General features: G+C 61.2%; 15 protein-coding genes. 9 read left to right on the forward strand and 6 right to left on the reverse strand.

Translation table 11 applies throughout. The features are described from left to right. Positions 1-50: 50 nt before the first annotated feature. Both AC1RLZ_RS07365 and AC1RLZ_RS07370 read right to left on the reverse strand, forming a co-directional pair. Positions 51-599 carry a sigma-70 family RNA polymerase sigma factor gene (locus AC1RLZ_RS07365; RefSeq protein WP_068735058.1) on the reverse strand — a complete coding sequence of 183 codons (549 nt, stop codon included), beginning with the start codon at positions 597-599 and terminating at the stop codon, positions 51-53. Next, positions 599-799 carry a NepR family anti-sigma factor gene (locus tag AC1RLZ_RS07370; protein ID WP_371424364.1) on the reverse strand — a complete coding sequence of 67 codons (201 nt, stop codon included), beginning with the start codon at positions 797-799 and terminating at the stop codon, positions 599-601. Before AC1RLZ_RS07370 ends, AC1RLZ_RS07365 begins: the two co-directional genes overlap by 1 nt. A 238-nt stretch (positions 800-1,037) precedes the next feature. Here AC1RLZ_RS07370 and AC1RLZ_RS07375 point away from each other — a divergent pair, with 238 nt between their 5' ends. The 5 genes from AC1RLZ_RS07375 (at position 1,038) to AC1RLZ_RS07395 (ending at position 5,996) form a co-directional block, all read left to right on the forward strand. Continuing rightward, positions 1,038-1,844 carry a response regulator gene (locus tag AC1RLZ_RS07375; protein ID WP_371424363.1) on the forward strand — a complete coding sequence of 269 codons (807 nt, stop codon included), beginning with the start codon at positions 1,038-1,040 and terminating at the stop codon, positions 1,842-1,844. Between the two features lie 267 nt (positions 1,845-2,111). Then, positions 2,112-2,942, forward strand: a complete 831-nt coding sequence (locus AC1RLZ_RS07380; protein WP_493188111.1) for an ABC transporter ATP-binding protein — start codon at positions 2,112-2,114, stop codon at positions 2,940-2,942. A 73-nt stretch (positions 2,943-3,015) separates the two neighbouring features. Continuing rightward, positions 3,016-3,858 carry an ABC transporter permease gene (locus AC1RLZ_RS07385; protein ID WP_493188112.1) on the forward strand — a complete coding sequence of 281 codons (843 nt, stop codon included), beginning with the start codon at positions 3,016-3,018 and terminating at the stop codon, positions 3,856-3,858. A gap of 224 nt (positions 3,859-4,082) precedes the next feature. Further along, positions 4,083-4,985 carry an ABC transporter permease gene (locus AC1RLZ_RS07390; protein ID WP_493188389.1) on the forward strand — a complete coding sequence of 301 codons (903 nt, stop codon included), beginning with the start codon at positions 4,083-4,085 and terminating at the stop codon, positions 4,983-4,985. Between the two features lie 30 nt (positions 4,986-5,015). Then, positions 5,016-5,996: an ABC transporter substrate-binding protein gene (locus tag AC1RLZ_RS07395; RefSeq protein WP_493188113.1), complete on the forward strand. Its 981-nt coding sequence runs from the start codon at positions 5,016-5,018 to the stop codon at positions 5,994-5,996. 7 nt (positions 5,997-6,003) lie between these two features. On the opposite strand, the gene AC1RLZ_RS07400 is transcribed toward AC1RLZ_RS07395, so the two are convergent. Continuing rightward, positions 6,004-6,915 carry a LysR family transcriptional regulator gene (locus tag AC1RLZ_RS07400; RefSeq protein WP_493188114.1) on the reverse strand — a complete coding sequence of 304 codons (912 nt, stop codon included), beginning with the start codon at positions 6,913-6,915 and terminating at the stop codon, positions 6,004-6,006. 198 nt (positions 6,916-7,113) lie between these two features. Here AC1RLZ_RS07400 and AC1RLZ_RS07405 point away from each other — a divergent pair, with 198 nt between their 5' ends. From AC1RLZ_RS07405 to AC1RLZ_RS07420, 4 genes are all read left to right on the forward strand, one after another. Next, positions 7,114-8,448 (forward strand): acyclic terpene utilization AtuA family protein, encoded by a 1,335-nt coding sequence (locus AC1RLZ_RS07405; protein ID WP_493188115.1) that lies wholly within the window; start codon positions 7,114-7,116, stop codon positions 8,446-8,448. 2 nt (positions 8,449-8,450) lie between these two features. Further along, the gene (locus AC1RLZ_RS07410; protein WP_493188116.1) at positions 8,451-8,780 is read left to right on the forward strand and encodes an AtuA-related protein; all 330 of its coding nucleotides are present in this window, start codon (positions 8,451-8,453) and stop codon (positions 8,778-8,780) included. 61 nt (positions 8,781-8,841) lie between these two features. Then, the gene (locus AC1RLZ_RS07415) at positions 8,842-10,068 is read left to right on the forward strand and encodes an ABC transporter substrate-binding protein (protein WP_493188117.1); all 1,227 of its coding nucleotides are present in this window, start codon (positions 8,842-8,844) and stop codon (positions 10,066-10,068) included. A 326-nt stretch (positions 10,069-10,394) separates the two neighbouring features. Then, a complete protein-coding gene (locus tag AC1RLZ_RS07420) occupies positions 10,395-10,802 on the forward strand; it encodes a hypothetical protein (RefSeq protein ID WP_493188118.1) in 408 nt (135 codons plus the stop codon). A 21-nt stretch (positions 10,803-10,823) separates the two neighbouring features. Here the strand turns inward: AC1RLZ_RS07420 and AC1RLZ_RS07425 are convergent, their stop codons facing one another. The 3 genes from AC1RLZ_RS07425 to AC1RLZ_RS07435 all read right to left on the reverse strand — a co-directional run bounded on the left by AC1RLZ_RS07425 (position 10,824) and on the right by AC1RLZ_RS07435 (position 12,959). Then, on the reverse strand, positions 10,824-11,306 hold the full coding sequence (locus AC1RLZ_RS07425; protein ID WP_493188119.1) for a hypothetical protein: 483 nt from the start codon (positions 11,304-11,306) through the stop codon (positions 10,824-10,826). A gap of 96 nt (positions 11,307-11,402) precedes the next feature. Next, positions 11,403-11,774 (reverse strand): ElaB/YgaM/YqjD family protein, encoded by a 372-nt coding sequence (locus tag AC1RLZ_RS07430; RefSeq protein ID WP_493188120.1) that lies wholly within the window; start codon positions 11,772-11,774, stop codon positions 11,403-11,405. A gap of 75 nt (positions 11,775-11,849) precedes the next feature. Continuing rightward, on the reverse strand, positions 11,850-12,959 hold the full coding sequence (locus AC1RLZ_RS07435) for an AI-2E family transporter (protein ID WP_493188121.1): 1,110 nt from the start codon (positions 12,957-12,959) through the stop codon (positions 11,850-11,852). Positions 12,960-12,985: the final 26 nt, after the last annotated feature.

A 12,985-nucleotide genomic window follows, 5' to 3' on the forward strand; every position in this document is an offset into this window, starting at 1 on the left:
GAAGCGGCCACCGAAGTGGCCGCTTGTCTTGCCTCAGTTATCGGATCGACCTAACCGCCCGATCCGCCGATCACTGCCCGGACGGTGTCGTCCGGGCCGAAGTCTTCCGCGCCATCCACATAAAGCAGGGCGCTGAGCTTCGAACGTGCGCGGTTGACGCGGCTCTTGATGGTACCGACGGCGCAGCCGCATATTGTGGCCGCGTCTTCATAGGAGAAGCCGGATGCGCCAACCAGAATGAGCGCTTCGCGCTGGTCCTGCGGGAGCTTCTCGAGTGCTGCACGAAACTCCTCGAATTCCAGATGGGCATTCTGCGCCGGCTGGGTCTTGAGAGTCTTGGCATAGCTGCCGTCGGCATCCTCAACCTCGCGCCGCCGTTTGCGATAGTCCGAGCGAAACAGGTTGCGGAGAATCGTGAACAACCATGCCGGCAGGTTCGAGCCGACCTGAAAGGAGTCGATATTGGCGAGAGCGCGCAACAGCGTTTCCTGGACAAGGTCGTCTGCCCGGTCGCCGTTGCCGGAGAGCGAGATTGCGAAGGCGCGCAGACTAGGGACTGACGCCAGAATGTCGTCACGCAGAGAATCTGTGAGAGGCATTATTCCCCTCCTTCAGTTTTGGCCGCCGGATCGCCAGCGATCTGGGCTTGAGCCTCGGCCCCATCCAGCTTGCGGATCAGATCCGCAAATCGGTCCGGCACGCCCTGTCGCACGACATCGTCGTACATGGCGCGCAACTGGTGGCCGATCCGCGACTGGATTTCGGCGTTTAATCCGCCCTTTGGCTTCACATCTTTCATGACCCGTTCCACATTCCCCAGAAAACATGTCCCTGGAATTTGAGAAATTTTCTTGATTTTTGAAGCCTTTGCGGCGTCTGTCGGCGATCTAATGCGGAGCGCGGCCGAAAGTTCCGGCCTGATGGAACTTTTGTCTGGCTGGGGCGTAAACAAGCACATCGAGGGAGCCGGGTTGTATCCGGGTACCCCTTCGACTTTGACGTAGAGTCGCCTTTGACTCAGACAGGATGGAGTGGGGATGTCCCGATCACAGCTCGTAGCTGAACACTTACCGCTGTTGCGGCGCTATGCCCGTGCTCTCACGGGTAACCAGGCCTCGGGTGACGCCTATGTGGGTGCCATGCTGGAAGCGCTGTTGCAGGACCAGTCGCTGCTCGATGAGCAGCATGGGCCCCGCGCGGGCCTGTTCCGCCTGTTCACGCAGATCTGGAATTCGGTCGCTTTGAATGACGATCCGGATGTGGCGCCGCACCAGGCGGCGTCTGAAAAGCGCATCTCCAACATCACCCCGCTGCCGCGTCAGGCCTTCCTGTTGCTGTCGCTCGAAGGCTTCTCGGAAGAGGAAGTCGCCTTCGTACTCGACGCCGACGTGACGGAAGTGCGTACGCTGGCCGACACGGCCGGCCGGGAAATGGCCGCCGAGATTGCGACCGACGTTCTCATCATCGAGGATGAAACCTTCATCGCGATGGACCTCGAAAGCCTCGTGAAGAATCTCGGCCATAACGTCATCGGCGTTGCCCGCACCCATGCGGATGCGGTGGCGCTCGCGAAGAACAAGAAGCCCGGCCTGATCCTCGCCGATATCCAGCTCGCCGATGGCAGTTCGGGTCTCGACGCGGTGAACGAGTTGCTGCGCATCTTTGAAGTGCCGGTAGTCTTCATCACCGCCTATCCGGAGCGTTTCCTGACCGGCGAACGTCCGGAGCCGGCCTTCCTGATTTCGAAGCCGTTCCAGCCCGCGATGGTCTCGGCAGTTGCCAGTCAGGCGCTATTCTTTCAGCGCAACTCGAAGAACAAGGCGCCAAAGACCGCGGCGTCCTGAGCGGGCGATCGTACTCAAAATCAGCGCGGCCGGGCCCTGTGCCCGGCCGTTTTCGTTGCGTAGCATCTGTGAAACATGTCCGATGATACCTGCTCAATAAGTCCGCTTTGCTTGCGCAAACTATCAGCGAACAGGGGAGCAGGATCTGCAGTATTGTGTTGATGCAGCGATCAATGCCGATATCATCCCCTGATAGGCGGCATATTGCCACGTGCCTCAAGGCTGTGGCCGAGCTGCGTTGTGACCCTCCTGGTCGAACCGGTGCGCATGAACTCAACTGCCGAAACGACACCCCACATCTATCAATCCACGGCCACTCGCACCATCGCAGTCGATGTCAGCAAGGTCTCGCTCACTTTCGATACGACCGATGGCAAGGTCGAGGCGTTGTCCAATGTCGATCTGCAGATCGGCGGCGGCGAGTTCGTGTCGTTTATCGGCCCATCTGGCTGCGGCAAGACCACGCTGCTGCGCGTGATCGCCGATCTGCAGCGGCCGAGTTCGGGCACCGTGACCGTCAACGGGATGAGTGCCGAGCAGGCGCGTCTCGGCCGTAACTATGGCTATGTGTTTCAGGCGCCCGCATTGTTTCCCTGGCGCAGCATCGAGGCCAATCTCAAGCTGCCGCTGGAGCTGATGGGCTTCTCGCCGACCGAACAGAAGCAGCGCGCGGCGCGCTATCTCGCACTGGTCAATCTGACCGGCTTCGAGCGCAAGTTTCCCTGGCAGCTCTCGGGCGGCATGCAGCAGCGCGTGTCGATCGCGCGGGCGCTGTCCTTCGATCCGGAATTGTTGCTGATGGACGAGCCGTTCGGCGCGCTGGACGAGATCGTGCGGGATCATCTCAATGAACAGCTGCTGCAGCTCTGGGCCAAGACCCGCAAGACCGTGTTGTTCGTCACCCATTCGATTCCGGAGGCGGTATTTCTTTCAACGAAAATCGTTGTGATGTCGCCGCGGCCCGGCCGCATCACCGATATCATCGACTGTAACTTTCCGCGCGACCGTACGCTGGAGATTCGTGAGACGCCCGAATTCATTGCGATCGCGCAGCGCGTGCGCACGGGCTTGCGTGCCGGGCATTCCTATGAGGAGTAGCACGGTCCTCGCGATACCGGTCGAGCGCACTGCGTGGCACCGGCATCCGCGGGTGAGGCGGAGTGCGCCCGTTGTGACGGTGGTCGCGGTGCTAATCGTCATCTGGTACGTCGCCGCGGTGTTGATGAATCTGTCATTGGTGCGCGGCGGCTTCGAGCGCGAGGAAGCGCCCTATACGACCATGGAATTGCTGGCAGGCACCATGATTGCTGAACGGCCACTGCTGCCGGCGCCGCATCAGGTCGTCGGCGCTTTCGTGGACGGTGTGTTCGGCTATGCGCCGACGGCGCCGCGCAGCCTTGTCTATCATTCCATGGTGACGCTTTCGGCAACGCTGCTCGGTTTCGCCCTGGGCGCACTGCTTGGCATCGTGCTGGCACTCGCCATCGTCCATAGCCGCGTGCTGGAGCGCAGCCTGATGCCCTGGATCATCTGTTCGCAGATGGTCCCAATCCTGGCGCTGGCGCCGATTTTCATCGTGGTGCTCGGCGCCATCGGCCTGCAGGGTCTGCTGCCGAAATCGATCATCTCGGCCTATCTGAGTTTCTTCCCCATCACCATCGGTATGGTCAAAGGCTTCACGTCGCCGGATCCGATGCAGATGGATTTGATGCGCACATGGTCGGCGACGCCGCGCCAGGTGCTGTCCAAACTGCGCTGGCCCTCGGCGGTGCCGTATCTGTTTGCCAGCCTCAAGGTCGCCATCACCATCTCGCTGATCGGCGCCATCGTGGCCGAATTGCCGACCGGCGCCGAAGCCGGCATCGGTGCGCGTTTGCTGGCGGGCTCCTATTACGGCCAGACGATTCAGATCTGGTCTGCTCTGGTGGCCGCCGCGGTGCTGGCGTCGAGCCTGATCGCCGTCGTGAGCTACGCTGAACGCAAGGTCGCGCAGCGGATGGGGGCGCGGGCATGAATCGCCGCCAGATCCGGCTGGGCTTCATCATGTCGGCGGTGTGCGTGCTGATCACGCTGATGCTGCCGCTGCCGCTTGCGGGGGTGCCTGTCGCAGCCCTGATGGCGCGGCCGCCGACATTCCTGCTCACCGGCGTGATCGTCCTTGTGTTCGGCCTTGCCGCCGGCTTACGCGGCCTGCCGGCGATCGTGATCGGTCTCATCGGCGCAGGCGTCACGGCAGACATGACCCTGATGCTGCTCCGCGATCCCCTGATTGCCGGCGATGCCGCGTCGGGCTTCTGGATGGTGGTCGTCGGCGTCTGGCTGGCGTCGTGGATCTGCGTCGTTGCATTGGCCGGCCTGAAGCCGCGCGACAGCAGCTTCCGCAAGGCCATCGACCTCGCCATCCCGCTGCTGTTTGGCGCGGCGGTGTTCTACCTTTGGGAGGTCGTGGTGCGCGGCGCCGGCGTGCCGCTGGTGTTGCTGCCGTCGCCGAGCGCCGCCGCTGCCAGGTTCATGGCGTCGCTGCCGATGCTGGGCGCGGATTTTGTGCAAACCTTCATCCGCGGTGTGCTCATCGGCTACGCGATCGGCTGCTCCTCGGGATTGCTTGTGGCGATCCTCGCGCATCGCTTTGAATTTCTCGGCCGTGGGCTGCTGCCGCTCGGTAACTTCTTCTCGGCGCTGCCGCTGGTCGGCGTGGCGCCGATCATGGTCATGTGGTTCGGCTTCGACTGGCCATCGAAGGCCGCCGTCGTGGCGCTGGTGACGTTCTTCCCGATGCTGGTGAATGCGCTGGCCGGCCTGCAGGCCGCCGGCGATATCGAGCGTGACCTGATGCGCTCCTATGGCGCGAGCTATGCACAGACTCTGATCAAGTTGTATCTTCCCGCTGCTCTACCTTTCATCTTCAATGCCTTGAAGATCAATGCCACACTAGCCCTGATCGGGGCGATCGTCGCGGAGTTCTTCGGCACGCCGACGCAAGGCATCGGCTTTCGGATTTCGACGGAAGCCGGGCGTATGGCGTTGGATATGGTGTGGGCAGAGATCGCGCTCGCCGCGATCGCGGGAATGGCGTTTTATGGACTTGTTGCGCTCGCCGAGCGCGCAACCACGTTTTGGCATCCATCCATGCGAGCCTGATCGGCAGGTTCGCAAGTTCCGGAGTTGGGCATGAAGAAGATCATGGTACTTGGCGCGGCGATGGCGCTGTCGCTCAGCTCCGCGCAGGCGGCGGACAAGGTCACCGTCCAGCTCAAATGGGTCGCGCAGGCCCAGTTCGCCGGCTACTTCGTTGCCAAGGAGAAGGGCTTCTACAAGGAGGCCGGGCTCGACGTGACCATCAAGCCGGGCGGTCCCGACGTCGCGCCGCCGCAGGTGATCGCCGGCGGCGGTGCCGATGTGGTGGTGGACTGGATGCCGTCGGCGCTGGCCTCGCGCGAGAAGGGCGTGCCACTCGTCAATATCTCGCAGACCTTCAAGAAGTCTGGCCTCGAACTCACCTGCCGCGCCGAGACCGGCATCAAGAAGCCCACCGATCTGAAGGGCAAGGTCACCGGTGTCTGGTATGGCGGCAACGAATACCCGTTCCTCTCCTGGATGTCGAAGCTGGGTTACAAGACGGATGGTTCGCCGGCGGGCGTGAAGATCATCAAGCAGGGCTTCAATGTCGATCCGCTGCTGCAGAAGCAGGCCGATTGCGTGTCGACCATGGCCTATAACGAATACTGGCAGGTGATCGACGGCGGCTACAAGCCGAGCCAGCTCACCGTGTTCAAATATGAGGACGAGGGAGTCGCCACACTGGAAGACGGCCTCTGGGTGCTCGACAAGAATCTCAAGGACCCTGCCTTCGTTGCGAAGATGGCGAAGTTCGTGAAGGCATCGATGAAGGGCTGGGACTATGCCAAGGCCAATCCCGACGAAGCCGTGAAGATCATCCTTGCCGGCGACTCCACCGGCGCCAAGACCGCCAAGGATCAGAAACGGATGATGACCGAGGTTAGCAAGCTGCTTGGCGACGCCAACGGCAAACTCGACGTCAGGGATTACGACCGCACGGTCGCGACGTTGATGTCGGGCGGATCAGACCCCGTGATTACCAGGAAGCCGGAAGGCGCCTACAGTTTCGCGGTCTATGAAGCGATGAAGTAATCGCGCGTCAGCGGCGCGCAAACGATGGCTGTGCGCCGATCGATGTGGCGAGGTGTTCGCCAAAGGCTTCACTGATTGGCGGCAGGGTGCGCCCGGCTTTCTTGATGATGGTGATTGCGCGCGAGAAGTCCGCGACGTCGATCTGCCGCGAACGGAGATCAGGCTCCGCGCCGATCTCGCGAGCGGAGCCCGGCAGGATGGTGATACCCAGTCCGGCACGCACCATGGCGATGGCGGTCATCATATAGGTCGCCTCGCAGGTCGGTTGCGCGATATGCCCCGCCGTCAGGAAGGCGCTGTCGACGACGGCGCGGACGCTGGTCGCGGGGTCCATCAGCACCAGCGGATACTTCATCAGATCGTCGATAGTGACCTTGCGGATTCCTCCGATCGGGTGCTTTGCCGGAAACACCACATGCATACGATCGCGCACTTCGAGCAGCACTTCCACGTCGTGGCCCGTGACGCTGCCGCCCATGATGCCGAGATCGACTTCTTCGGAACGGACAAGGTCCAGGACGCGGTTGGCGATCACGTCCTTCAGGACGAAGGACGCGCCGGGCTGTAATTCACGAAACGACTTGATGGCTTCGGGCAGCACACCTGCCGCGACCGACGGGAGCGCGGCGATCCGCACCACGCCGCGGCGCTTGGCGGCGATATCGCGGGTATCCACGACCACAGCATCAAGATCGCGGATCATGCGCTGGAACACCGGCAGCAGTTCGCGGCCCATACGGGTGAGTTCGACGGAGCGGGTGTTGCGGTCGAACAGTTTCACCTCGAGCGTTTCTTCGAGGCGCCTGATCTGAACCGTCAGCGTCGGCTGCGCCAGATGGAGCAGTTCAGCGGCGCGCGTGAAGCTGCCGGTCTGGGCAACGACGACGAACGACCGGATTTGGCGGAGATTTACATCCATAGATGATTTCTATCAATGAGATAGAATTTATTCAATTGAATGGAGGGAGACTTCTGGCTTCAATGCGCGAAAGCAACATGCGCGTGATCGCCTGCTCAGGCCCGTGACGTGTCCGTCAAAAGAGATCGGGAGAGGACATGCGGCGATCGCGCCCTGCGCGATCTGGCTGCGGGTAGTCCGATCCTGGGAGAACTGCTCGTGCGCACCATCAGGATCGGATCCGGTGCCGGCTATTCGGGGGACCGGATCGAACCGGCGATCGAACTCGCGGAAAGCGGCAATCTCGATTATCTCGTCTTCGAGTGTCTTGCCGAACGCACCATCGCGCTGGCCCAACAAGACCGCTTGAAGGATCCGCAGGGCGGCTTCGACCCGCTGCTCGCCGATCGTATGAAAGCGGTGCTCCCGATCTGCAGGAAGAATGGCGTCAAGATCGTCACCAATATGGGCGCGGCGAATCCTGTCGCGGCAGCCCAAGCGACGCGTGACATCGCCAAAGCGTTGGGCCTGACCGGAATGAAGGTTGCGGCCGTGACCGGCGATGATGTGCTGGCGCAGGCGCGCGCATCCGATATCGCGCTGGACGAAGGCGGCTCGGTCAAGGCGCTCGGCAACCGTGTGATCTCAGCCAATGCCTACACAGGCGCCGCCCCCATCGCCGAAGCGCTCGCCGGCGGTGCCGATGTCGTTATCACTGGCCGCGCGGCTGACCCGGCGCTGTTTCTCGGGCCGCTGGTTCATGAATTCGGCTGGGCGATGGATGACTGGGGCCTGCTCGGCAAGGGTACCATGGTCGGCCATCTTCTGGAATGTGCTGGCCAGATCACCGGCGGCTATTTCGCCGATCCCGGTGTGAAGGATGTGCAGGGGCTCGCGCGACTTGGCTTTCCGATCGGCGAGGTGCGTGAGGATGGCGATCTCGTCGTCACCAAGGTGGCGGGCTCGGGCGGGCAAATCACGCGTGCGACGGTGACGGAACAGTTGCTCTACGAAATTCACGATCCGGCTCGCTATTACCAGCCGGACGTGGTTGCCGATTTCTCGCAGGTACGTGTCGAGGAAGTCGGGCCGGATCGCATTCATGTCACGGGTGGAAGCGGCATGCCCAAGACCGGCCTGCTGAAGACCTCGGTCGGCTATCTCGACAGTTATATAGGCGAGGGCGAAATCTCCTACGCCGGCGCCAATGCCGCTGCGCGCGGGCGGCTTGCACTCGACATCGTGCGTGAACGTCTCGCGCTTACTGGCGTGAAAATGACGGAAAGCCGCTTCGATCTGATCGGCGTCAATGCGCTGCATGGCGACGGCTTGGCAGATGGCCACAATCCCTATGAAGTCCGCATTCGCGTCGCGGGGCGCACGGACTCGTTCGCGGAGGCCGTGAAGATCGGCAACGAGGTCGAGACGCTCTACACCAACGGTCCTGCCGGCGGCGGCGGCGCCTGGAAATCGGCCCGTGAGATCGTCGGCGTTGCCTCGGCGCTGCTGCCCGAAACTGTCGTGACGTCATCGGTCACGTTCATGGAGGCGTGAGCATGAAGCTCCGTCAGATCGCGCATGCGCGCAGCGGCGACAAGGGCGATACGTCCAACATCTCCGTCATCGCATTCGATGCCTGTGATTTCGACTTTCTGGCCAAACACGTGACCGCAGGTCAAGTCGCGCAGCATTTCAGCAACACGATCACTGGCACCGTCGCGCGCTATGAATTGCCGGCGCTTGGTGCATTGAATTTCGTGCTGACGGGTGCACTCGGTGGCGGAGTGGTGCGATCGCTCGCATTGGATACGCACGGGAAGTCATTGAGCTCTGCGCTGCTTGAATTGGAGCTTCCGGATAGAGGGACGCCATCCAGTCCACCATGATCTTCGTCTCAAGATGACGATGATGCTTTTCTTATAAGAAACAAAAACAGGGAGGATTAATATGAAGCGACGTACATTCCTGGCTGGCCTCGGCGCAGCCGGTGTCAGCACGGCCATCTTTTCGCCGGCCATCGTTCGTGCCGCGGCGGATACACCGCTGAAATTCGGCGTGCTGACCGACATGACCGGGCTGTTCGCCGACAATGGCGGCGCAGGATCGGTCGCGGCAGCGCAGCTTGCCATCGATGAATGCGGTGGCAAGGCGCTCGGCAAGTCGATCCAGTTGATTTCCGCCGACCATCTCAACAAGCCCGACGTTGGCGGCAATATTGCGCGCCAGTGGTACGATCAGGAAGGCGTCGATGTCATTCTCGACGTGCCGGTGTCGTCGGTCTGCATCGCCGTGCAGACTTTCGCCAAAGAGCGCAACAAGATGTTCATCACGTCCGCCGGCGGCTCGGCGGATCTGAGCGGCAAGTTCTGTTCGCCGAACTTCATTCAGTGGACCTACAACACCTATGCGCTCGCCAATGTCGGCGGCAAGGCATTGCTGAAGCAGGGCAACGACACCTGGTTTTTCATCGCAGCCGACTATGCTTTCGGCCATGCGCTCGAGCGCGACGTGACGGAAGTCGTGACCAAGGGCGGCGGCAAGTCGCTCGGCCACGCGTTGCATCCGATCAACACCGCCGATTTCTCCTCGCAGCTGCTGACGGCAAAATCGTCGGGCGCGAAGGTGATCGCCGTCGCCAATGCTGGCAGTGATACGCAGAACGTGATCAAGCAGGCCGAGGAGTTCGGCCTGCTGAGCGGCGGCCAGAAAATGATCGCACTCCTGATCGACGTGAATGACATCCGCAGCGTCGGCCTCAAGAGCGCGCAGGGCCTGCTGGTGACGTCCGGCTTCTACTGGAATATGGACGATCGCACGCGCGAGTTCGCCAACCGCTATGCGGCCAAGATGGGCAAGCCGCCGAGCATGATGCAGGCCGGCGTCTATTCATCGACGCTGAACTACATCAAGTCTGTGGAAGCTGCAAATACCAAGGATCCCGCTGCGGTTGTGAAAGACCTGCAGGGCCGTACCTTCAACGACGCCTTCCTGCGCAACGGCAAGCTGCGCCCGGACAATCTGATGGTTCACGACATGTATCTCGCCGAGGTGAAGAAGCAGAGCGAGGTCAGTGATCCCTATGACGTGTTCAAGATCCTCGCGACGGTGACGGGCGAGGAAGCTTTCCCGTCGCTTTCGGCGAGCGCGTGCCCAATGGTGATGAGCAAGAAATAATCTGGTAAAGCGTGATGAACCGAATGTCACGGGCAGGGGGATACCTCTGCCCGCGGCGTCTTTCGAAGGGTGAGAAGGCTTACCTATCCCGCAAAAAAATGCGGGATGTAGCTGGCATCACCACAGCTACACCCCGCGTCGCCGGTCAATTGGGGCAGGGGACGACCGGCTGCCTGAATGACGCGCGTCGCTGAAAACCGTTCCCGGCAAACGCAGAATATTTAACACACGGTTAAGTGATCGCCGTTTTTGAACCTGGAGCCTTGACGCACGTTCCTATTATGGACGCGACGCAACGACGTCGCGCAGGGCAGGCGAGGCCTCAGATGTCAAAAGTATCCAGCTTGGTTTTGGGAATGGTCGCAGGCGCGACCATGTTCGGCGCCATTCAGTATGCATCCGGCAACGACCTGCGGGGCACGTTGACTGATTCAGACAGAGCCGCTGCCAGCGGCGTCAACCGGGCCGCCAAAGGCGATCGGGGGACAATGATCACGGCACAGAACGAGCAGAGCCAGACGCTGTCGTTCCGTGTTCAGGGTCTCTCAGATACGTCGGTACTTTTGCGCTTGGGCGCAGCGCCCGTAGTCGCTCCGGCCGAGAACGGGGCCGTTAATGTCCGTACGGTTCCCGTGAACGCCAAACCGCAGCGTGCGGCCGTGGGCTGCGAACCTCCGGTGAGCGTGCTGAGCGAGATGGCCAAGATTCTGCAGCCTGGTCGCTGTGTAACCTGATCGTCATTTGAACAATTTGTATCAATCGCCGGCGGCCTCATCGGGGTCGCCGGTTTCGTTTGTGTCGTCTTTGTCGGCCGCGGCGCTGTTGCGATTGGCCATATAGCCAAGTGCAACGCCTGCCAGCGCCAATAGCGGAATGACCTTCTTCAGGCCCAGCGTGCGCGCGATCTGAATGCCGGTCGCGATCATCATCGGATCGATCAACGGTGCATTGGCAGCAGCGCGTGCGGCTGCCCGCGCGGCAGCGGCCGCACGCTCACGGGCACGCTTCTGTTTGGTGGCATAGATCTGCGCGAAGATCGCCGTGATGACTACGAAGATGCCGGCGATAGTGAGGCAAGCCTCGATGACGCCGTAGCGCTGCATCATCGCGACGAAGGCTGCGGCACACAGGAAGCACAAGGCCACGAAGCCGGCAAAGCCCGCCATTGCCATGAGGGATGTCATGCGCAGGCTGTCGCCCGTGCTGTTCTTCAGATCGTCGATAATACCCTTCAACATGGAAGCCCCCGAACCCTGAACTCTAAAATACAAAGAAAACTGACGGCACCCATGGGCACCGCCAGTTCATTCCGATTCCAATATTTGGCATGTGGCTCAGCGACGCCAGGCCATTCCGATCAGTACGCCGAGACCGAGCGCCAGACCGACCGCGGCGAGCGGGCGCTGGGTGATGCTGTCTTCCAGCGTTTCTTCCAGCGAATAGGCGGCGTCATGCGCGGCATCATAGGCGGCGCTGCCGCGCTCCCGCACGTCGGACATTATGTCTTCGGCGTTGGCACGTGCCTGCTGGACGCCGCGGCGGGCCTGTTTGGTGGCCTGACCGGTAAAGGCATTGAGGGCGTCTGTGATCTGTTCGGTCAGGGCTGCAACATCGTTTTTCACGGCGGTGAGATCCTTCTGAAGGCGGCTAAAGGTTGCTTTGTCGGTCAGTTTCCTGAGTTCATCCAGGCCATCGATATCCGCCATACGAAGCTCCCCTGATACTGAAAATCCAATGCAGAAACGCCCGGTTAGACCGTAGGTTCCATCAGTAGAGCTGGATTAATCCGGCGGCAACTGCGGCGAATTGATCGGCATCAAATGCTCCTTCAGGATCAGCCCGACGATCAGGATCGGCGCCGCCAGAAAGCCGCCCATCGGCCCCCAGAGCCACGTCCAGAACGCCAGCCCGATGAACACCGCCAGCGCATTGAGTTGCAATTTGCGTCCAATGATCGTCGGCGTGATGAAATGGCCTTCCATGAAAGTGAGGCCGACGAACAGCAGCGGAGCGATCATGCCTGCAGCGATCGTCGATGACGAAATGATCCCGACCACGACCAGAATGACGAACATCGCGATCGGGCCGATGATTGGGAAGTAGTTGAGGGTGGCGGCCAGCGCGCCGAGGCCGGCGGGATTGGGCGTGCCGGTGGTCGCGCAGATCACGCCGGTGGCAATGCCGACGCCGAAATTGATCATGGTGACCATCAGCAGATAATCGCCAAGGCTGGTCTCTATGGCATTGAGAATGCGCAGCGTCCGCAGTCGCCATTCATGATCGGCGAAGTTCATGACCAACGCACGGCGCAAGTCCGTCCAGCTGGCGATGAACAGGACCAGCGTGGCGAAGAACAGCAGGAATTCGGTGAAGGTCGGCGACAGGAATTCGACGGTGGGCTGTACCCAGTCGATCTTGGGCAATTCGAACTTCGTCGTGGCAAGCGTTTCGGTGCTGCCGAACATGCTCTGTATCTGGTGCCACAGCGCCAGCGGTCGGTCAAAGACATGCAGCTTGTTCTTGAGCAGCGAACCTAGTTCGGGGAGCCGCGTCGTCCATTCCATCAGCGGGGACGAAATAAGCCCCACGATGAAGGCGAGCCCGGCGCAGACCAGGATAACAATCAGGACTGCCGAGACGGATCGCGGAATGCGACGCTTTTCGAGAAAGTTCGCTGCAGGCGACAACATGGTGCCAATGATGAAGGCTGTCACGATTGGCAGGAAGAATGCCTTGGCGACATAGAGCACCGTAATCACGGTGATCACCAGCAGCGAAACCAGCGTGAAAGCAACCACTTCGGCGCGGCGGAATACCGGCGGTTGCTCGATCTTGCTCTCGGGCACCGGCGCGCCTGCAGGCTTTTCGGGAAGAGCGCGTACTTCACTCATGAGCTGTCCCGACATGCCGCCACTTG

The sequence above is a fragment of the Tardiphaga sp. GW822-FHT04G09 genome, from assembly GCF_058800725.1.